16 protein-coding genes are annotated in these 21,054 nt (G+C 44.7%); 10 read left to right on the top strand and 6 right to left on the bottom strand.

Features of this window, described 5'->3' with window-relative positions:
• Positions 1 to 130 precede the first annotated feature (130 nt).
• From NDJ01_RS02785 to NDJ01_RS02770, 4 genes are read left to right on the top strand one after another with little or no spacing between them, the layout of a single operon-like run.
• Complete coding sequence (locus NDJ01_RS02785; RefSeq protein WP_257890103.1) at positions 131 to 1,549, top strand: TolC family protein; 1,419 nt, start codon at positions 131 to 133, stop codon at positions 1,547 to 1,549.
• Positions 1,550 to 1,552: 3 nt separating this feature from the next.
• Positions 1,553 to 2,533 carry an HlyD family secretion protein gene (locus tag NDJ01_RS02780; protein ID WP_005377122.1) on the top strand — a complete coding sequence of 327 codons (981 nt, stop codon included), beginning with the start codon at positions 1,553 to 1,555 and terminating at the stop codon, positions 2,531 to 2,533.
• Positions 2,534 to 2,555: 22 nt separating this feature from the next.
• Positions 2,556 to 3,722: an ABC transporter permease gene (locus NDJ01_RS02775; protein ID WP_258586224.1), complete on the top strand. Its 1,167-nt coding sequence runs from the start codon at positions 2,556 to 2,558 to the stop codon at positions 3,720 to 3,722.
• Entirely contained in the window at positions 3,719 to 4,870 is a 1,152-nt protein-coding gene (locus tag NDJ01_RS02770) for an ABC transporter permease (RefSeq protein ID WP_258586223.1), read from the top strand. The genes NDJ01_RS02775 and NDJ01_RS02770 overlap by 4 nt, the downstream gene beginning before the upstream one ends.
• Before the next feature lie 265 nt (positions 4,871 to 5,135).
• Here NDJ01_RS02770 and NDJ01_RS02765 read toward each other — a convergent pair whose 3' ends face one another.
• From NDJ01_RS02765 to aspT, 6 genes are all read right to left on the bottom strand, one after another.
• A complete protein-coding gene (locus NDJ01_RS02765) occupies positions 5,136 to 6,047 on the bottom strand; it encodes a LysR family transcriptional regulator (protein ID WP_258586222.1) in 912 nt (303 codons plus the stop codon).
• A gap of 142 nt (positions 6,048 to 6,189) precedes the next feature.
• Positions 6,190 to 6,618, bottom strand: a complete 429-nt coding sequence (locus NDJ01_RS02760) for a hypothetical protein (RefSeq protein ID WP_258586221.1) — start codon at positions 6,616 to 6,618, stop codon at positions 6,190 to 6,192.
• Between the two features lie 17 nt (positions 6,619 to 6,635).
• Positions 6,636 to 7,805: a patatin-like phospholipase family protein gene (locus tag NDJ01_RS02755; RefSeq protein WP_258586220.1), complete on the bottom strand. Its 1,170-nt coding sequence runs from the start codon at positions 7,803 to 7,805 to the stop codon at positions 6,636 to 6,638.
• Positions 7,806 to 8,015: 210 nt separating this feature from the next.
• Positions 8,016 to 8,873: a pyridoxal kinase PdxY gene (gene pdxY, locus NDJ01_RS02750; RefSeq protein ID WP_005377109.1), complete on the bottom strand. Its 858-nt coding sequence runs from the start codon at positions 8,871 to 8,873 to the stop codon at positions 8,016 to 8,018.
• Positions 8,874 to 8,998: 125 nt separating this feature from the next.
• Positions 8,999 to 10,594 (bottom strand): bifunctional aspartate transaminase/aspartate 4-decarboxylase, encoded by a 1,596-nt coding sequence (locus NDJ01_RS02745; protein ID WP_258586219.1) that lies wholly within the window; start codon positions 10,592 to 10,594, stop codon positions 8,999 to 9,001.
• 95 nt (positions 10,595 to 10,689) lie between these two features.
• A complete protein-coding gene (aspT, locus tag NDJ01_RS02740; RefSeq protein WP_258586218.1) occupies positions 10,690 to 12,405 on the bottom strand; it encodes an aspartate-alanine antiporter in 1,716 nt (571 codons plus the stop codon).
• 426 nt (positions 12,406 to 12,831) lie between these two features.
• Between aspT and NDJ01_RS02735 the strand changes: the two genes are divergently transcribed.
• The 6 genes from NDJ01_RS02735 (at position 12,832) to NDJ01_RS02710 (ending at position 21,031) form a co-directional block, all read left to right on the top strand.
• Positions 12,832 to 13,044 (top strand): DUF1656 domain-containing protein, encoded by a 213-nt coding sequence (locus NDJ01_RS02735; protein ID WP_033005140.1) that lies wholly within the window; start codon positions 12,832 to 12,834, stop codon positions 13,042 to 13,044.
• A gap of 10 nt (positions 13,045 to 13,054) precedes the next feature.
• Entirely contained in the window at positions 13,055 to 13,918 is an 864-nt protein-coding gene (locus NDJ01_RS02730; protein WP_047009848.1) for an HlyD family secretion protein, read from the top strand.
• A 13-nt stretch (positions 13,919 to 13,931) separates the two neighbouring features.
• Positions 13,932 to 15,287, top strand: a complete 1,356-nt coding sequence (locus tag NDJ01_RS02725; protein WP_258586217.1) for an FUSC family protein — start codon at positions 13,932 to 13,934, stop codon at positions 15,285 to 15,287.
• 288 nt (positions 15,288 to 15,575) lie between these two features.
• Positions 15,576 to 17,228: a hypothetical protein gene (locus NDJ01_RS02720; RefSeq protein WP_258586216.1), complete on the top strand. Its 1,653-nt coding sequence runs from the start codon at positions 15,576 to 15,578 to the stop codon at positions 17,226 to 17,228.
• Between the two features lie 210 nt (positions 17,229 to 17,438).
• Entirely contained in the window at positions 17,439 to 19,478 is a 2,040-nt protein-coding gene (locus tag NDJ01_RS02715) for a carboxylesterase family protein (protein WP_258586215.1), read from the top strand.
• A gap of 101 nt (positions 19,479 to 19,579) precedes the next feature.
• Entirely contained in the window at positions 19,580 to 21,031 is a 1,452-nt protein-coding gene (locus NDJ01_RS02710) for a phospholipase D family protein (RefSeq protein ID WP_258586214.1), read from the top strand.
• Positions 21,032 to 21,054 lie beyond the last annotated feature (23 nt).

Raw genomic sequence — 21,054 nt, 5'->3', positions numbered from 1 at the left:
ACTTGTAACATCTCCCGCGCCCAGCACAAACATAACTGGGCGCATACTACTATCCAATTTTCCCTCCTACTTAACACCAAGTTACGAATCCTTTATATTAGAGCTTATACTCTACGACAAAGCAGCCATTATGAAAAAAACAGGAAAGTTTTGGATACTGGGCTTACTTAGCAGCTCGATTTCCCTTGCCTGTCATGCGGCACCGATCACTTTTGATACCGCATGGCAGTTATTGCTAGAAAACAACTATTCTCTTAAAGCTCAACGCTCAAACGTTGAGAATTACCAATACCAAGAGAGTGCCACCAGCAATCTCAACTTACCTCAGGTTACCATTGGCGCGAATTACACGCGTTTAGATACCGATATCACGTTATCGGGAAAGCAAATATTGGATAGCACTGAATCGCCAATCAGTATACCGATTCCACTACCACCAGCTGTCGTTGGAGCAATAGCAAACACCACTTCGACCATAACCGAACGCGATATTTTCTCTTCGTCTATTCGTGCCATTTGGCCAATTTTTACTGGTGGTCGTATTTCTGCTGCTCAATCAGCAGCAGAAGGTAAAACAGATGAGGCTAAAAGCCAGCTTCTAATGGAACAACAAGCGCGCTTTGAAGATTTGTCGAAGTACTACTTTTCTGTCGTGCTGGCAAAGGAAGTACTCGCAACGCGGCAAGCGGTTGAAGCTGGACTAAAAAAGCATCGAGATTTTGCCATTAAGCTTGAAGAGCAAGGACAAATCGCACACGTTGAGCGCCTGCAAGCCGAGGCTTCTCTAGATAAAGCATCAGTAGAAACACGTAAAGCAGCCAGCGATTTGAGTATCGCTCAAGCAGCATTAGGTAAATTACTTGCACAAGATGACGCCGTAGAGCCCGCGGAATCTTTGTTTATCAACGACAGTCTTCCCCCTCTTACCGCTTTTGTCGATCAAACGTTGCTTACCTATCCGGGGTTAGAACTTCTGAGCGCTAAACATAAACAAGCCTCTAGCTTAATCAAAGCAGAAAAAGGGAAATACTATCCTGAAGTTTACCTTTACGGCGACTACAGCTTGTATGAAGACGATTCTCTCGCAAGCCAAATGAAGCCTGACTGGTTAGTTGGTGTTGGTGTCAGCATTCCACTGATTGAATCAACAGGGAGAAGCGAAAAAGTCAAAGCCGCTCAAAGCGTCGTCTCACAGGTCGACTCATTAAAATCCCAAGCCAAACAAGATTTATCGCTGCTAGTACAAAAGACATACTTGGAGGCTAAGCAAGCCATTGATGAAGCACAAGGGCTCGAATCTAGCATTGAACTTGCTAACGAAAACCTGCGCTTGCGTGAAAAAGCATTTACTCAGGGTCTGTCTTCTTCTCTAGATGTTGTGGATGCGCAGCTTTATGTCGCGAGTATAGAAACACAACGTTCAGCGGCACGTTTCCGCTATTTAATATCTTTAACCAAACTACTCGCATTGAGCAGTGAAATGAACAGCTTCGAACAATATCAAAATACCGCTTATATCCCTGCTTCAACATCCAAAGAGGTGAAATAAATCATGGCAGCTAAATCACTAAAACCCGTTTTACTCTCACTTTGTGCTTTGGGTGTTGCCTCTTGGGTTGGCTATCAATTTTACCAAGCCTATCAACCGGAACCGATCCGCTTACAGGGATTAATTGAAGCCCAGCAATACAGCATTTCCTCAAAAGTTCCAGGGCGTATTGATGAGGTCATGGTCCGTAAAGGCGACGATGTAGAGAAAGGCCAGCTTATTTTTACCCTTCATAGTCCTGAAATTGAAGCGAAGTTAGAACAAGCAAAAGCAGGTGAAAAAGCGGCGGACGCCTTAGCTCAAGAAGCTGAGAAAGGCGCACGTGAGCAACAAATCCAAGCAGCAAAAGATCAGTGGATGAAAGCTAAAGCCGCTGCGAATTTAATGGAAAAAACCTACAATCGTGTGAATAACCTCTATAACGATGGCGTGGTTGCAGAACAAAAGCGCGATGAAGCTTTAACTCAGTGGCAAGCAGCGAAATACACCGAAAGTGCCGCATTTCAAATGTACGAAATGGCAAAAGAAGGCGCGAGAAGTGAAACCAAAGTGGCAGCGGCGGAAAAAGCGCGCATGGCATCAGGTGCCGTAGCCGAAGTAGAAGCGTATGCGAAAGATACTCAGATCTACAGCTGGTTTGACGGCGAAGTCTCTCAAGTTCTACTTCAAAGTGGTGAATTAGCACCTCAGGGCTTCCCGGTTGTTACTGTGATAGATACAGAAGATGCCTGGGCGACACTTAATGTGCGTGAAGATTACCTTCAACACTTTAAAAAAGGAGCAACCTTTGATGCCTATTTGCCTGCCTTAAATAAAAATGTTGAGTTCAAAGTAACGCATGTTGCCGTTATGGGTGACTTTGCAACGTGGAGAGCAACCGATGCTTCTCAAGGTTTTGATCTTCGTACCTTTGAAGTAGAAGCTCGTCCAGCTCAACCCGAACCTGAACTGCGTATGGGAATGAGTGTTGTCGTTGAACTTTAATCACAACCACTAGGTTAATGCTATGACGATTAAGATTTCACAGCGGCATATCTTACGACGAGACAAGTGGTTACTTTCGTGCCTTACTTGGATACCGATTTTGCTCGCGATGATGATTTGGGGAGTGTTCTCTGCGGGCATTGCCCGGGATCTGCCAATCGGTGTGGTTGATCTACAACATTCCCAACTTTCTCGAAAGCTCATTCAATCTTTGGATGCGTCGTCGAGTCTGGCTGTTAACTATCACTACACCAGTGCAAGCGAAGCAAAAAATGCGATGATTGAAGGCGATATCTACGCTTACGCGGTCATCCCATCTAAGTTCGACCAAGATATTCTCCAACACCGCCAACCTCAACTTTCTGTCTTTTACAACAGTCAGTACATTTTGGTAGCGAAACTGATCAACTCTGCCGTTGCGCAAGCACAAGGCTATTTCGACGCTCAGGTTGAAGTAATGGGAAACTTGGCTAAGGGTAACACCACAACGTTAGCAGCGGCTGGACAGGCTGTACCAGTGTCGACACAAATAACCGCATTATTTAACCGTAACAATAACTACGCACAATTTTTGGTAACGGCTATCGTGCCAGCCATTTGGCAAATATGTATTGTAGTAAGCACTATTTTGATTCTTGCCGCGCACTTTCGCATTTATGGTGGAAAGAATGGCTTTGCATTTTTGGGCGAAAAGCCATACGCCAGGCTCACTACCCTATTAAGTCAGTACATTCCGGTCTTTATGGCGCAAGGTGCGTTGTTCTTATACTGGTTTTATTCCGTGCTTGATTGGCCAATGGAAGGCAGTTTTTTGGTTATGCTATTAGCACAATTGGCGACGGTTATCGCCTGTATCATTATGGGGGCGTTGTTCTTCTTCTTGTCAATGGATCCTGCACGTGCGATGAGTTTTGCTGGCGCGTTTACGGCTCCAAGTTTCGCGTTCATGGGAATTACATTCCCAGTTTCTGACATGAACACGCTCGCTTATGCATGGCGTTCATTATTGCCGATTACCCATTACATTGAAGTGCAAGTGAGTCAAGCAAGCTATGGGGCATCGGCCGCACAATCTTTAAGCTCGCTATGGCCTATGATTGGCTACGTCGTGCCTCTTCTAATTACCGCAGCCTTGATGGGTAAACATCGAGCAACTTCATCAACACGCCAAGCGAAGGAGGCGGTATGACATTGTGGCAACTGATTAAAGCAGAGCTGAAGGCCGTACTAACCAATCCAGTCGTTACGTTGACCGTGTTTGGTGGTGTCGTATTTTACTCGTTTTTATACCCTTTGCCTTATGCACAGCAAACGCCTCGTGAACAACCAATCGCGATTGTTAATTTAGATGGTAGTCAGACGAGTTTAAAGCTGGAACGTATGGTTGATGCCACCCCACAAGTCAACGTAGTTACTCGACTTCATACGATTGCTGATGCAAAACAAGCATTTTTACAACGAGAGATCACTGGTTTTTTAGTCATACCAGAACACTTTTACAAAGACCTAATGCTAGGTAAAAGCCCGACTCTGGCCTACGCTGCGGACGCCTCGTATTTTCTCGTGTACGGAACCGTGGTAGAGGGATTGGCCCAAGCGGGAGGCACATTAGGGGCCCAAGTGAAAGTCAGTAAAATGGTGATAGATGGTGTGCCCATGAGTATGGCTAGCCATAATTACTCTGCTATTAAGCTTAATATGAAACCGACGTTCAACCCAACCATGGGTTACATCGAATACGTAGTGCCAGCAGTATTTGTTCTGATTTTACAACAAACGTTGATCATGGCGGTTGGATTACAAACGGGAACACAGCGTCATGGTCGTGGCTACTGGTCTCAAGTATCAACGGGATCGCTGCTGCTTGTGAGAACGTTAGTATTTGTGGCAATTTATTATTTACTCGGCGCCTATTATTTTGGTTTTAGCTTCGAACGTTTAAGCGTAAACCATATCGCCAACGCGGGCGAACTACTGACCATGTTGTTCCCGTTCTTTTTAGGTTGTTGCGGACTAGGCTTCTGGCTAGGTTACTTACTACCTAGGCGTGAACTGGTCACCTTAGTCGTCCTCGTGAGCTCTATGCCGCTCATTTTCTTGGCTGGCTTTATTTGGCCAGTTGAAGCTATTCCTGCTCCCCTACTATGGATTGCTGATTTAAGCCCAAGTACTTGGGCGATCAAAGCTTTCTTAGCGCTAAACCAAATGGGGGCAACCTGGCAACAAGTCGCTCTACATTGGACGGCACTTTGGGCACTCACTGTGCTTTGGGGTAGCGTTGCGTACTGGATTGCTAAGCGAAGTAACAAGCCAGTTGTAACAGAGAGCTTGGGGTGACAGCTGACATTTTTTATTACTATAAAAAAAGCCGGGTAACTAAACCCGGCTGAAAATCTGCGTCCTTGCAGCGGACATATGGTAAAAACACTTTTTGCTCTGGGCTTACCCATTGAGCGAGGTTAGATTAAGGCAAAATAGTGATATCCCATACTCTCGTATAGAGGGTGTGATCCTTCAAAATTTGAAGCCGGATATTTTGAGTCGGATAAAACGAAAACAAGGCTCGAAATGAGCCTTGTTGGAATGAAATGAGTCTTTGGAATCAGCGACGAAGGCTGTCTTCGAATCGCTGGCGATAGTTATTTATCACGGTCATTAGCGATTGCTTGATATCACCAACCTGTTTCGAATGTGGACACCATAGTGCAAAACCAAACTTGAACCCTTCAAGCATCTCGGCAGATTCGACAGGTTCAATCGAATGGTTGGCAAACTCAGTGTTAGCAAAGGTTTTAGGCAGTAGCGCCCAACCCAAGTCCGCTTCGACCATTTTTATCACGAGGGCAAGCTGATCGACTTCTTCGTTATCAGAGCTAACGATGATCTTCTCCGCCATGCCTTCTTCGATAAATGAGCGTAAGACAAATTGCTTGCTGCTTTTCAATGCGGTTAAGACTTCATCTTTCTTCAACTTAGACAGCTCTCCACCTTTTTGTGCAAAAGGGAAAAACTCGAAATGCCCAAGGAAGGTGGCATCAAAGCTATGCATCGCCTGGCTATCATGAACATTCACGATACCGAAGTGGAATTCACCACTAGCGATCCCCTTTTTGATGTCCTGTTTATTCCGAACAAAGAAGTTCACACGCATTAACGGAAAGTCACGTAACAATTGCTGGCGAATTTCAACCAAAGCACGATGCGGAATCACACTAGAATAGGCGATGTTAACGCTTTCCAATCCACCGTAAGAAAGACTCAGTGCGACTTTATCGAAAGTACGAGCCTGTTCGATGGTTTGTTTAGCATAGTGGTACAGATGGTGGCCATCTTCTGTTGGTTCTACCGAGCGCCCCACTCGCTCAAACAGGTTGACCGCCAGTTGATCTTCAAGATTGGTGATCACCTGCCCTATTGTGGTTCGGTGCTTATTGAGTTTGACCGCCGCCTTACTAAACGAAAGCTGTTCATAAACGGTTACGAACGCGAGAAGTTGTTCAAAACTAAAATTCATAGGTTGTGCTTACTTTTTAGAGTTATCTAATTAAATTACCACAAGATCGTAGAATTGCTACTTGGTAACGGTAACAATCTGCGTTTGAATTCCTTCTCGACGACACAAAAAAACCTACTAGCGTCAGTAGGTTTTCTCTAACTTAGTTGTACTCAACGACACGAGCTAAATAGTTGAATTCTCCTGAGTCACCATGGTAATCACGGTAGACATCGACACTGAAATATTTAGGTTGATCAGCGTAAATGTGGTCAACGACTTTTTGCTCAAGTGACTCCAACGTTTCACCGACCTGAGAGTACACGAACTGCTTGTTCACTTTTTCCAATTTACGTTGTTTCGCTTCTTTGTGTGACACATAGTTGTTGATCTCTTCCCACTTTCCCACGAACTCGACCGCCACGTAACTCGAGTTCTCGTCAATCATAATAAAGGCTGCACCTTCTTCTTTGATTGCAGACAGTTGCTGCATATCACTATCCACTTTTTGCTGGTCAAGATGGGCTCCACTTGGGGCGAATGCAGTCGCGGAAGCGGTAAGCATCATGAGTGTAAGAACGGCTTTTTTCATTGTATCGTTTTCCTGTATTAAGGGAGTTCAGTTACCCAAAGTTGCCCTTGGGTGGCTTTTTTGAATCCATATTCGTAAATCGTCAGCAAGTAGCGGTGATCGAACATATCTTTCGTTACTTTGGCGTACCTGAAATCTTGATCAATGTAGGTAAACTGCATCTCGATATCGTTGATTTCACTGATGTATTTCATTCGATAGAGATCACCACGAGTTTGCGCTAGCGTAAGGCTTGAGACACTTTTCGATACCAAGTCCAAACCTTTGTCTTTTAGTGGACGATACGGCGCTTTTAACGCACCATTGCGAATCACATCCAGCTGAGGCGCTTTTTCTAACCCCAAAGCATCTGAGATTTGTTGATAGTTGAAGTTAGACGGATTAAAGAACACCTGCGCTGCGAGACCGCCATCTACGTGTAACTCCTCAAGTGTTTCTCCATCATGTTCAACATCGATAAATTGTGGAGGGAAAACACCAGGGATCGAAGCGCTCGCAGCAAGCACCTTGTAAATCAGTTCAGATTTGTCCGCTAAATCACTGTTCGCAATCGCACCAATATTCCAAATCACCAGTTCGCCTGAATCAAAATGGGTACTGCCAATAAAGAGGCGTTTACCATTGCGGTGTTGCTGCGCCATCGCCTCGATCATGGGCTCAGGGTAAGCGTCTGCGATGAAATCATAGAGATTATCACCATCGGTAAACGCGTCCTTAAACAGGGTATTTAAGAAGTTCTTCTTACCCAAAATATTCTTATCATTGATGTTGAGCATGACTTCTTTCATCTTTGGCATCGCATCACCGCCAATGAAAACAAAAGGAGCGATTAGGGCACCCGCACTGACTCCAGTAATGATGGCATAATCTTTTAGCTCCCCCTTTTCCTGCAGCCCCATCAAAACGCCGGCACCGTATGCGCCGTTTACGCCACCACCCGATAAGGCCAAAATATTGAGCTGTTCACCCTCTACTTTGATCGGTGTGGTTTGATTGTGCGCTGAGTAGAGAAAATCCGGTGCTTCATTGGCCCACATTCGAAGTGGCTCATTTGGTGTCGAACTCGCGATCTCGACATCTTTATAGTTGCTTTGAGAAACACGAACATCCAGCGTATGGGGTGAACTACAAGCTACTATCAACAGCGAAAGTGCAACCGTCACACCAGAGGAAATTAAACGATTCATAATCAGTCTCATTTAATGTTCTCTGGCGTATGACCAGAGACTCAGTTTGAAGTTAATTGGGTCAAAATGAAGTCCGTTTCGTTGTGTGGAGTTACTATAGCTAGGCACGGCTAAACCCCATAATCGCGATTGTAGGATGCTATCCATCAAAGCAATTATGCCAAGTTTCTATATGCTAACTTTACGCTTCTCCGTTAATTAGGTACTGCGCTAAGCAATTTTAACGACGTTGAACTCATGCGTCGGTTCGACAAATTCGTATTGGGCATTGATCGTCTGTAGCTCCCATGTGCCATAGCCTTTGGTGATCTCCAAGACACCGTAAACGGCGTTATGTGTATGACGAAAGGCTGCGACAGGAGACATCTTCTTCACCAAACAAGAGGTAAAAATCGCAGAAATTAAATCACCGACACCGACTGGCTGCATAGCAAATTCAACACTAGGGCGTTGGGCCAAATAGCTTGCTTTCGGCGTCGCTAAAATCATACTGAAGGCGTCATCTGTTAGAGCATGCAGATGTTTCACCAATACCATTTTCGGTCCTAACTCTAAGGCTTTTTTACATGCAGTGACCGCATCATAAAGAGAGTCAATTTTCACACCTGTTAACTCGCTCAGTTCAAACTGGTTAGGAACAATCACATCAGCGATGGGCAACAAGCTATGGCTTATCGCTTCTTTGACACCGTCTGCCACAATGCAACCTTTGTCTGGATCACCCATAACTGGGTCACACACATAAAGTGCACTATGGTTACGCGATTTGACTAAACTTACCGCTTCAGCCACCGCTCGACATTGCTCTGCGCTGCCTTGATAACCGGACAGTATCGCGCCACATTCGCCTAACTTCTCAATGTTATCTAAGCCTCTCATTAGAGAATGAATTTCATCTGCCCCAAACTTCTGTCCAGTCCAACCTTGCTGGTACTGAGTGTGATTTGAAAACTGAACCGTGTGAATTGGCCATACTTCGAGGCCCATTCTCTGCATCGGAAAGACTGCAGAACTGTTTCCTGCGTGGCCATAAACCACATGAGATTGAATAGAAATAATACTTTTCATAAGTCACTCTTAATTGGGAAGTTTGTTAGCTTGGCGACTAAATAAACACAATGACGTACACTGTGCTTATTTGGTCGGAATAGCCTCGACAACGCCGAGGCTTATTCTTAATCAGGCTGGATTCATTAGCCTTGGAATTCAGCAAAGTACTCATCCAACACTTTGCGTGTTGCACGTCCGATAAGCTCGTATTCGTGGTGAGTAAGGTTTGCTAGTGAAACTCGAACTGATGCGTGCACTACATCGAAGCCCTGGCCTGGAAGTAAGATAACGCCGGTTTCATGTGCAAGGCGGAACAGGAAGTCTTTGCCCTTCTCGCTCGCTTTGAACCATTCAACGAAGGTTGGTCCGTACAATTTGCCGCCCAAAGTGTCGAGCTCAAGTAGTGTGTAGTAGTCCACACGATCTTTGTTTTCTTCAATTTCTACACCCATGTTTTTGTACAAAGTTTTGTAACGCTCGCGAATGATGCGTTTACATGCTTCTTTGTAGTTTTTCTCTGAATCCATCAAGCAATTCAATGAGAACAGCGCCATTTGAACTTGTTGAGGAAGAGACAAACCTGCTGTGTGGTTAAGCGCTACGCTGCGGCTGTCGGCAACGATGCGGTCAATAAACTTGATCTCACGAGGTTCCGGAGTCAGCGTTTTGTAACGATCGTCCAACTCAAGTTGACGCGCTTCAGGAAGGCTGCGCATTGCATCGTCAAACACGTTGTTGTGTTGAATTGCAATCGAGCCTAGACGCCAGCCTGTTGCACCAAAGTACTTAGAGAACGAGTACACACAAAGCGTGTTGTATGGCAGTTTCGCGAACAGTGAGACAAAGTCGTCCGCGAATGTGCCGTATACATCGTCAGTCACAATGAACAGGTCGCTACGTTCGTTGTTCACAAAATTTGATAGGTTATCCAGAGTTTCATCCGAGAACTTCACAGACGCTGGGTTTGCTGGGTTAACAACACAAAGCAGTTTGATGTCTGTATCTGCAAGCTTTTCGATTTCAGACATCGGCAGCTGCCATGTTGTCTCATCCAGACGTAGTTCAACGATTTCCAGTTCGTATTCACTCAGTTCTGGAATCTCTAGGTAAGGCGTAAAGATTGGAGTGATTAGTGCAACCTTGTCACCTTTCTTCAATAGACCGTTGTTGAACATAGTTTGGAACGTGTACGTCATAGACGCTGTACCGCCTTCTGTTGCAAACAGATCGAAGTCTGTTGTCATTGGCATCGGGCCGTACATCTCTTCGGCGATGTACTGTTTCACAACTGTTTCGATGTTCGTCAACATGCGTGGTGGCACTGGGTAGTTACATGCAAGGTATGCGTTAACCAGTTCATTCAAGAATGCTTGCTTCTCTAGACCCAAACGGTCTTTTGCGTAGCTCAGCGACTTTTCCAAGAACTGTACGCCTTGGTCTTGTTTATTCTTGCTTGCAAACGTATCGAAGCGCTCAACAATGCCCACACCATCTGGAATGCCACCGAAACCACCATCTAGGTATGAGTAAGTGCGCTCGGCTTCCAATATTGCGAATTCACCCAAACGAATGAACGCTTTACGTGGTAGTGTCGCTAGAAAATTAGGGTTACCACGACCTGCATCTAATAAAGCGCGGTCAGGAACAGTTTGTGCCACTTCAATAAGTTTATCTTTTAATTCAAATGGGCTTAAATCTGCAAATTTTGAAAAATCAATTGTTGTGTTTTGCGTAGTCATAATATTTACCTGAATCTATTATTTAGTAAAATTTGGATAATACTTCCCCTACCGCCTATTTAATTAGGCGATAAGAGTGTTCGAATTTATTTAAATTACATGCCTGCGTTTAAAGTAATAATGCCGACAATAATTGGACCCCATAGGGTAAGCAGTACATTGGCGACTGCATAAGTCACGGTGAATGAGAATACTGGTGTTGCATTACCTGTTTTTTCCATTAAAGCCGCGAATGCTGGGTTCGCACTTCGTCCACCTGTAACACAGCCAAGTGCTTCAACTGGGTTCTTAATCTTCAATACAAAATATGAGAAGAAGAACGAAATAATCTGAGGGATAATCGTTACACCCATGCCAAGGAACAACAGAGACATACCGTGTTCTTTGATGGTGTCGACCGCTTGAGGCCCAGCCTCAAGGCCAACAATGCCCACAAATGCTGCCAAACCGAAATCTCGAATAAAGTTCGCGGCACCCACAGGAAACTGAGCAACATGCGGATTGCGGCTACGCAACCAACCGACGATCAAACCTGAGATCAAACAACCTGCACCAGAACCGATGGTGACGGGAATACCAGCAATCTTAAAGCTGATGAGACCAATCAATAGACCAAGCACCATGCCCATACCAAGCACAATGAAGTCCGTCATGGTTGCAGAGCCCATGCGTTGACCGATGTTTTTCTCAACGCGATTGATGTCTTTTGCTGTACCTGTAAGCTGGATGACGTCGTTTTTCTTCACCACAAGATCCGGTGTCATCTCGATAGAACTGCCTTCACGAATGTAATCCGTCACATAAATGCCGCGCATTGAACCTTGGTTCGAAGCCTCTTTGATCTCTTGCAGCGACTTACCAATCAGTTTGCGGTTGTCTGCGATCAGTTGACGGTTTTCTTCAATAACTTCATAGCCTTCTGGAAGTGCAATCTCGTTGTCAGCCAAACCATCTTGCAGCTGATGTACCGCATTACGACGACCTGTTACAACAATGACATCCCCTTCTTTCAGTGCTGTGAATTTGTCCACTTCTAGCACTTTGCCATCACGTTGAATCAATTCAATACAAGCAGCTAGAGCGTGTTGGTTTAACTGAGCTAGGGTTTTGCCTGCTAGCCCGCCATCTTTGCTCACTTTAAATGCTCGTGTAACCAGCGCGGTTACTGCGTTGAATTCACCCGGCGCTAGATCGCGCTTACCGTTTGAGTTTTTCTCTTCTAGAGCAATCGCTTCCGCTCGGATATCCCACTTCATCAGTGTTGGGAATACCCATGTCACCATCAGAATTGGACCAAGCGAACCAAAGATGTACGTAACTGCATAGCCTACTGCGACGTTGGTCTGCATTAGGTGTTTCGCTTCTTCTGTCACACCACCAAGACGTGCGATCGCATCACCCGCTGTACCGATGATTGCCGATTGAGTCAAACCACCAGCTGCAAGACCTGCGGCCGTACCTCTGTCTAGATCAAACATCCAAGCTGCTGCTATCACACAAAGCAGACCTGAAACCGTCATAACCACGGCAGAAAGTAGAACGTTGATGGTTCTAAAGTTCAATGCTTTGAAGAACTGCGCACCACCTTGATACCCTACTGCGTAAATAAAGAGCGCAAAGAAAATGCTTTTTACGCCGGGATCAATATGAACACCAAATTGCCCAATAATTACACCCATTAATAATGTTCCGGCAACACCGCCAAGAACAAATCGACCAATGGTAATTTTACCAACCATATAACCGAGAGAGAGCGTAATAAAGAGAGCAACAAATGGTGCCATGTCAAAAAGGTTAGAAATAATTTCCATGACAATTTTACTCTTATTAATAAATATAAAACTCAAATAATCTAACGAATAATCTGTCACTCATATTTGTTGGATTATTTAATTTAAAAAGCATCTCGTTTGCTTCGAAGCGAATATTAGGAGCAAAAACTCACAACTCGTAATCCCATTTGAAGGATGAAACCATCACTTCGCATATTCACAAGCAAACATCGATCAATAATTGTCTAAAATTTAATAACTTAGCGTTCTGCAATGAAAATCAAATAAATCGCAAAATAATTTTATTTTTGTTTTCGCTCTCCAAAAAACGATTTGGTTGCATCATTCCCTCTATATAGCGCATAACACCTTTCGTTTGATGGGTTAGATCCTCCAAAAGCGATTATCACGGATGCCATCATTTGCCTTATCTTTCCATTCATCAAGTTAATAGAGAAAAACACCATGAACTCAATGCCACATGAACTTGTGTGGGGCGAAGTTTACTTCCCACCCTTGTTGCTGGTTATTGCATTGGCTTACATGCTCACCATTTTGGTCGGAACCATTGCTACAAAACTGGGTATCCACAAATACGTTGCATTTCCTGCACTCGCAGAGCTAAGCCTAATTGTGATTTTTACTGGCGTTATTGGTCGATTCATTACCATATTTTGAGGCAAATTCCGTGATAAAACGTTATCTCATCACACTGCTATTACTGTGTTCCGCTGGCACCGTGATTTTCAGCTACTACCAATCATACACTGACAACCCATGGACTAGAGATGGCCAAGTTAGCGCGCACATCGTTTCTATAACCCCCCGCGTAACAGGACAAATCATCCAAGTCTACGTTGAAGACAATTCGCAAGTGAAACAAGGCGATTTGCTGTTTGAGATTGACCCAAGCATCTATAAAGCGGCGTACCACAAAGCGCTAGCAGCTCAAAAGCAAGCCATTGCATTACTAGCAAAGGCCAAAAATGAAGAGCAGCGAGCTCTTAAGTTAGAAAAGCGCACACCTGGCGCTGTACCTGTACTGACATTGAATAACCTAGACAATGCGGTGGAGACAGCCGTTGCCAACGTAGAACTCGCGAAAGCCAATGTTGAAGAAGCCAAGCTAAACCTTGATTACACAAAAGTTTATGCGCCAACGAATGGTTATATAACTAATTTGAACTTACGCGTCGGCTCTCAAGTCGTCGCTAACTCCCCAGTCGTGGCTTTGATTGATGAAGACAGCTTTTGGATCGAAGGATATTTCAAAGAAACGGATTTAGTTGGCGTTGATCCACAAGATAAAGCCTACGTGACCTTAATGATGCACAATGAAGCTGTGCTGGAAGGAAAAATCAAAAGCATTGGCTACGGCATTGCGAAGCAAGATGGTAGTACTGGTAACGATCTTTTGCCCAATGTGAACCCTAACTTTCAGTGGATACGCTTAGCTCAACGCATTCCAATTAAAGTTAAATTAGATCACTTACCGAAAGATTTTCAACTACGTGTTGGTATGACGGCCTCTATCAAAATCATCAAACAATAATGCGGTGGAATGTATGTTTAATGCCTCAACCAAAGAAGCAATCAAAGCTGCGCTGTCTATCGTTATCGCGATCTGCCTTGCCTTATGGTTTCAATGGGAGAAACCGTATTGGGCAGCGATCGCAGTCGCGGTAATGGCATTAAATGAAAGCTTCGCTCACTCAATAAACAAAGGTCATAATCGCTTATTAGGAACCCTCCTTGGCATCGGTTATGCCTTTTTCCTCATCACGACGTTTTCTCAAGATCGCTTTTTGTTTCTCACCTTCTTCACCTTGTTTTTAGGTGCGTGCATTTTTATGTCGAGCGACGAAAAGTATGGTTATGTGTTCTCTATCGGTTTTGCTGTGTGCTCCATCATCGCATGTATGGGAGGATTTGATAGTCAAGCAACGTTCCACTTCGCCGTCCTTCGTATGCAGGAGACGATTCTTGGTGTGATCACGTTTTCTGTTGTGTACCGATTAGTCTGGCCAGTCAGTACAGAACAAAACTTCATTCAACGTTTTGAGACCAGCAGAGAGGCGATGCTTAACGCTATGAAATCGCCCAATGATATAGATATTGAAGCTCTTGAGACCAACACCGCCAACATAGAAAAGTTATTCCAACTGGTCGGCTTACCACTTACTGGCAGCTACCACTTGAAAGAACATCGTCAGCTATGGCGTGCGCGTTTAAATGAGATGGCACAAATCCAAGACCGATTGCTAGAACAAGCCGATAAGCCGAAACGTAATGAGATCGATTGGCCGACGTTAGCACAGCAACTCCAAAGCTTTGATATTAAAAAGCCGAGTACATCGTTTGTTGGCGACGTCCCTTTTGTCATTCAAGGAGATAACAATACTGTCTGGCATCATGAGCACCGGACCTTCATCCAGCATTTGAATGAAGACGGTAGAAAGGTACTGCAAGGCGTCTCCATGTTCGTGACGTCACTGCTGATCTGGATTTACCTTCCTGTGCCCGGAGGTTTCATTTTTCCGATGCTAGCAGGCGTGTTCTCTTCAATCGTTCCTACTATGCCACCAAGCATTATTAAAGATGCATTTTTTGGTGTGATAGGCACTGGCACGGTGATTCTATTGCAATACATTTTCCTAATGCCAATGATGACCGAGCTTTGGCAGCTTGGGCTATTCTACTTCATCAACATCATCGTAATTTGGAAGGTATTTTCCACACCAAAGCTGATGGTACACAGAATTCTAGGTATTAACTTATTGGTTGTCTTGACATCAGGAGCGCTCAATTTAACCCCAGCGTATCGAATTGAAACGCCCTTGCTGATGCTGGTAAACATTATGATCATTTTGATGATTGCCAAGTTGTTTACTGATCTGTTTCGTGTTCGCGTTACGGTCTAAGCGTCAGCTCCGTACTTGAAACTAAAGCCCTGCATTGCTTCTGCTCTGCGGGGCTTTTTTTGTGAGCTAGCCATTATTCCTTCGTACCCCATAAAGCGAGGATAGTATCCATCAAAAGCGATTAACGGAATCTCTCTTCACCTCATAAAATCCTCTCATTGATTTACGAAATGCAATTAAAAACACGGCATTCACAGCAAACACATCTATCTAACTGAACAAGAAGTTCAGTGACACATTAACTGTCTGAGTCTCGAAGGTTTGAGGCTATTCAGAGTGGAAATCGTCATGAGTTTTTTTGAAATACGCGCTAGCAAGACATCTTCTCTTACTGTGCTAGCGAGCGCACTAATGCTTACTACCCCCACTTTTAGCTTCGCCGCAGAAGAGACAACTTACAACGAAGTAATGGAACAAGGTCGCCAGCTCTTCGACAAATACGGTATCAGCCATGATCTACCAAAACTGGCCATCAGTTCTCTAGTACAAGGCGAGCACTTGGTAGAGCATGCTCACCGAACCGTTCAAATCGGCAACGAAGTCCGTGATTCTTCGGTGTTCCTTGTAAAAAACACAGACAGCAAGGGCAATATCGATCTACGCATCAAATACAACCCTGAAGAGTTGGATAAGAACGAAAAAGTACTCGATGAAATCGAAGCCTTCACACGCACAGAATATCGTCTGCGTAATTACGCAGAGAGCTTTGACTCTTCATCGGTACGAGCAAAAGAAGATCAAAACGGCAATGTCATTGTCAGCTTCAACTACTCAAAATACGGGCTTCCACAAGACATCGCCTATTTTCGTTTCTTAAGCGTCGATATCGAACTCGTTAACGGTGAACCAAAACGCATGGTCATCACTAACGACAAGCCGTTCACACACCACAAATACAAGGTGGATACTTACCATCAAGAGATCCGCTTTCAAAAGCTGGATTCTGGCAAACTTGTGATTGCGAGCAAACACACTGAAATTGTTGGCTCAAGCAAAAACAAACCACTGAAAATGGTCAGCACCCTTAAACCTGTTGCCATCTATGAGGATGACATTGGTGTGCAAGTGTTGGATGAGAAGCGCTTGAACGAAGTTTCTGACCCACGCATGCAAGAAGCCAGTGTAAAACTTGATCGTATCTTCCCATTAATGGGCGATATGGTGCGTCGACAAGGCATCGATTTACCGCTGCCGTTTGGTGTATCAATGGCTTACCGTAACCAAGATATGAACATCCCATTCAATGACTTCACTATTGATGGCGTGCGTCTAAACGACCTATTCGACCCAGAAGACACCGTCGGGATTGTGAACGCAGAGAGTTTCAGTGTTCGTGGTGATGTGAACATCCTCCCTTTTTGGAACGTGTTTGGTTACGTCGGCAAAATCAATGTCGATGCGAACGTGGATGCGGGATACACAGGCGAAGGTGGCCAGTATCTAAAAGACAAGCTTAATGATCGTCTACCGGGCTTAGGCGACAAGTTTTGTGATAGTTTGTCTGCCCTATGTAATCGCGGGCGACTGAACGTGCCAATTCACCTTGAATACGATTTGCGCGGTGTCGGTACAACACTCTCGGTTGGTTACAAAGAGTTCTTTGCTTCTGTGACTGGCACGTACTCTCAGACACGTTTAAAAGGCTTGGATGACTGGGGTGACGGCATTGTTACCGTTCAACCGATGCTTGGTTATCAGTTAGTCGACTACCGTACCCAGTTCTTTGTCGGTGCTGAATATCAAGGCTTGGACTCTCGAATGGACGGGCATGTAAAAAGCGATGATATCGAATTCGATTACGACATTGGTGTAGATCTTAATCAATGGGCGTTTTTGACTGGTTTCAATAAGCAAATCGGCAAAAACTACAACCTGACCTTTCTCTATAACAAAGGGGAAACTCGAGAGTCAGTAACCTTAAATCTTGGTTACCGTTTCTAGCTCTCATAAAGAGCCCGCCCCTAGATGATGGTAGGACTGCATCCTACAAAGGCGATTACTGAAACTGTCACCGATGCCCTACCATTTGAGCTATCAATACAACAAGCCATCCAACCATTCACGGATTAATACCAAAGCGTCAGGACGTCGCTTGTTAGATGCCGTTTAACATTTTCGGTGTACGCACCAAATGACTTTTTGGACATAACAATGACTTTACTCAATCGCTCAACTTTAGCCATTACCATCACTCTTGCCTTAGCAGCTTGCAGTGATGACTCTGGTAAACCTAGCGTTCCTAACGGCCCGAAGCCACTACAACCCTTACCTCCAGAGCAAATCGCTTTGGAAATTGGCGATGCAACCATTCAAGCCACTAAAGAGTCCCTTGTCATCACCCCTCTTGATGCAGATGAAAAGCTGGCAGCGGTAGAGGCGTTCAAAGGTATCCAATTTGCGCAAGCAGACCGCTTTCAGCACAGCATTGTGGCCCCACTTGAAGGCGATATTGATGCGACTCAGTTCGGAGATGCGTGTCCGCAATTAAAAACCACGACACAAACGCAATCAGAAGATTGTTTGAACCTAAACATTTGGCGACCAGCAGGGACAGAAGCGTACGCAGATTTGCCAGTTTATGTCTTTATTCACGGTGGAGACTTTGAATACGGCGCGGGCTCAGAACCGCTGATTCATGGTGATATGGTGGTTGCACAAGGTGCTGACGATGGTAACCCGTTTATTGCTGTTACTTTTAACTATCGTTTGGGCTTGTTGGGCAGTGTTTGGGTCGATGGTTTGGACAACCCAGAGGGCGGTAACTTTGGCCTAGGCGATCAAAAACACGCGCTTGAATGGGTTCAACAAAACATAGAGGCATTCGGCGGCAATCCGCAAAACGTGACACTCATGGGGCAAGGTGCGGGTGCCATGTCGGTGGGAATTTTACAGCAATCAAAAGGCGATGCTGCAATCGTAGGTGAGCACTTTCAACGTGCCATCATGCAAAGCAACGCTTACGGATTTGAATATAAAAGTTACGATGTAGCCAAGAGCCAAAGACCAGAGCAAAGCGTTGAAGATCTTGCGTTACTACCACTTGAAGAGGTCATGAAGGTACAGAGCGAGATGCTTGATCCTATTCAACGTCTTAAGAACTGGGTACTGACCGCCGCGAATATTCCGGTTATAAGTCCAACACGCGACAACAGCCCATTAGCTACGTTGATGCCATTTGCGCCTTACATCGAGCATCGTCCACCAGCGTTTCTAGTGAAAGAAGTACCGGGCTATCACTTTACAGAACAAGCCATTGAGAGTGAATGGGTCGTACCGACGGTAATTGGCTCAAACAGTGCAGAAAGCAATACTCTGGGCATGCTGCCGAGCCTGACATTTTTGATCCCAACTATTATTGAAATCTTGAGCCAAGAAGCGCCAGAAATCATTGAAAGTGGTGATGAAAACTTAATCGTCGAATACATGGTGGAGTGGCTAGAATCGGAAACGAACTTAAACCGTTTACGCACCGAATATCGTTCATTACTCAGCGATTCAGCTTCAATTGAACTCGATCTTTCTGACTTATTGGAACTGCTACCTAGCACCGCTTATGAGGCGATGACTAAGTTGTTCTTCGGTTTGGGGAACTCCGATTCAACAACGGAGTTACTTGCTCTGGCTGACTTCTTCCCTAACGATGAAAGCGAACTAAATGGCGCGGCCAAAAACATGCAGCAATTCAAAACCACGTTGCATGATTTGCTCTTCACGGGTCCAAACCGTCATAAAGTTTCAACTGAAGAAGCAACAGGAACAACGCCAAGCTTCTACTACTTTGACTACAAACCTGGATTCAACGTATGGACTTACAACACCAAAGGTGAAAATGGCGATCTCGACGTTGGTGATTTACTCAAAAGCATCAGTTGTATTGTGGGCGCTTGTAATGCATCGGAATTACCATTTGTGTTTAACAAGGCATTAAAGCTTGATGGTTCAAGTGTTCGCCCAGGTAGCAAAGACAAAGCGATGATGAACGAGCTCTCTCGTATGTGGTTTAGCGAACGTTTATTTGAGGACTTCCAATACAACAGCGCGACTGATCGAGTATTGCTGATCGATAACGATGGCGGTATTCAGTCCACACAAGACTGGGACAATGCTCATCACTCAGGCATCGATCCAAAACTGCGCCAAGGTCGCCTCAACGGTCTCGAGGAACTTGGGTTAATTCTTAGCCACATGTAACTTCATCCTCAGCCACTAAAAACTCGTTACCGAATACCTAAAAGCCAGTTCGCTGGCTTTTTTCATCCTTATTCCTTGAACATAATTAGGAAGGTTTACTCATGTTTCCTAACGCCCTTCGTGCTCTGCTACTCTTTATCTTCGGCGCGCTGTTGGTTGGCTGTGCCCAGCCCTACCCTCAAGTTGAACCGGATTTTGAAGCCAATTGGCAAACTACTCAGCATCAATCCGAAGTTTACTTAATTCCTACCGCTCCAGAAGCCTTTGCGCGTCGCGTTGAGCTGGTAAGAAATGCTCAGCAAAGCATCGATATGACTTACTTTTCTTGGGAGAGTGACACGCTTGGTTTGATGCTACTCAATGAACTCAAGCAAGCAGCAGATCGAGGCGTGCAAGTTCGACTCACTCTCGATGATTTATTGGTGTTTAACGAGAAATGGCTTGCTGACCTCAGCGCTCACGACAACATTCAAATCCGTTTATTCAATCCGTTTGATTCACGTAAGTCAGGCTGGATTGGTCGCGCCGTCAACTTCTCTACTCATCAACAACGTTTGGACAATCGTCTGCACGAGAAGTACTTCAACGTCGACCATCAATGGATGATTCTAGGTGGACGTAACATTGGCGACGACTATTTTGGTTACAGCCGCAAAGCCAACTTCTTTGATATGGATGTCTTGTTCAAAGGCAGCATTATTCGAGCGTTCGACCAAAACTACCAACAGCTTTGGGACAGCGAGCATGTTACGCCAATAGAAAACATCGTTAACGTTACCCCAAACTATTCCGCGTTTACTAAAGCGCTTAATAAAGGTGAGAAAGACAAAAGCATCATTCTGGCGGAAGTTGAAAAACAAGTTAAGCAACTGACCAGTCCCAACTTCATCACTGCGCAAGTCACCCCCGTTTTCGACTCATTAAACAAGTTAAAAAACAACAAACCCTACTTTAGAAAACGTGCAGAACACCAAGTTTGGCAACAAATAACCACTGCATCCAAAGCAGTGATATCAACGCCTTACGTGGTACCGAGTGATGGTGAATTTGCCTTTATTGATACCTTGATGGAGCAAAAAGCGGACATCACGTTAATGACGAACTCGTCTGCCTCTAATGATTCTGGCTTTATTCCGGCTTATTACGAGGAGCATCGCCAAACCCTGTTGGATAAGGGCGTTCATATACTTGAGTACAAAAACCAAGCGAAAAATGATGACCATTACTTCCATGCGGATACTTATTATCACAACAAGACGGTGATACTCGATGATCGGCTGACTTATATCGGCTCATCAAACTTCGACCCAAGATCGGATTTCCTCAATGTGGAATTTGGTGTGTTGGTCCAAAGCGAAGCCTTTGCAGAACATGTCATGCACTACTTAACTCGACAACAAGATGAACTGTTTTGGCGAGTATCTCAAGATGGACAAGGCCAAACTCAGTGGCAATCAATGAATGAAACCCATACTAAGAATCCAAACTATGGTGGATGGCATAAGGCGCCTAACTGGATATTCAAGAAACTGGATGGTGAGTTCGAACTCTAAACAATCAAGACTTAAAAGGCTCT

Origin of the sequence: Vibrio sp. HS-50-1, assembly GCF_024747315.1 — a bacterium.
GTDB lineage: Bacteria > Pseudomonadota > Gammaproteobacteria > Enterobacterales > Vibrionaceae > Vibrio > Vibrio diabolicus.
Note: the sequence above shows the minus strand (reverse complement) of the source record. Positions and strands in the feature narration are given on the sequence as shown.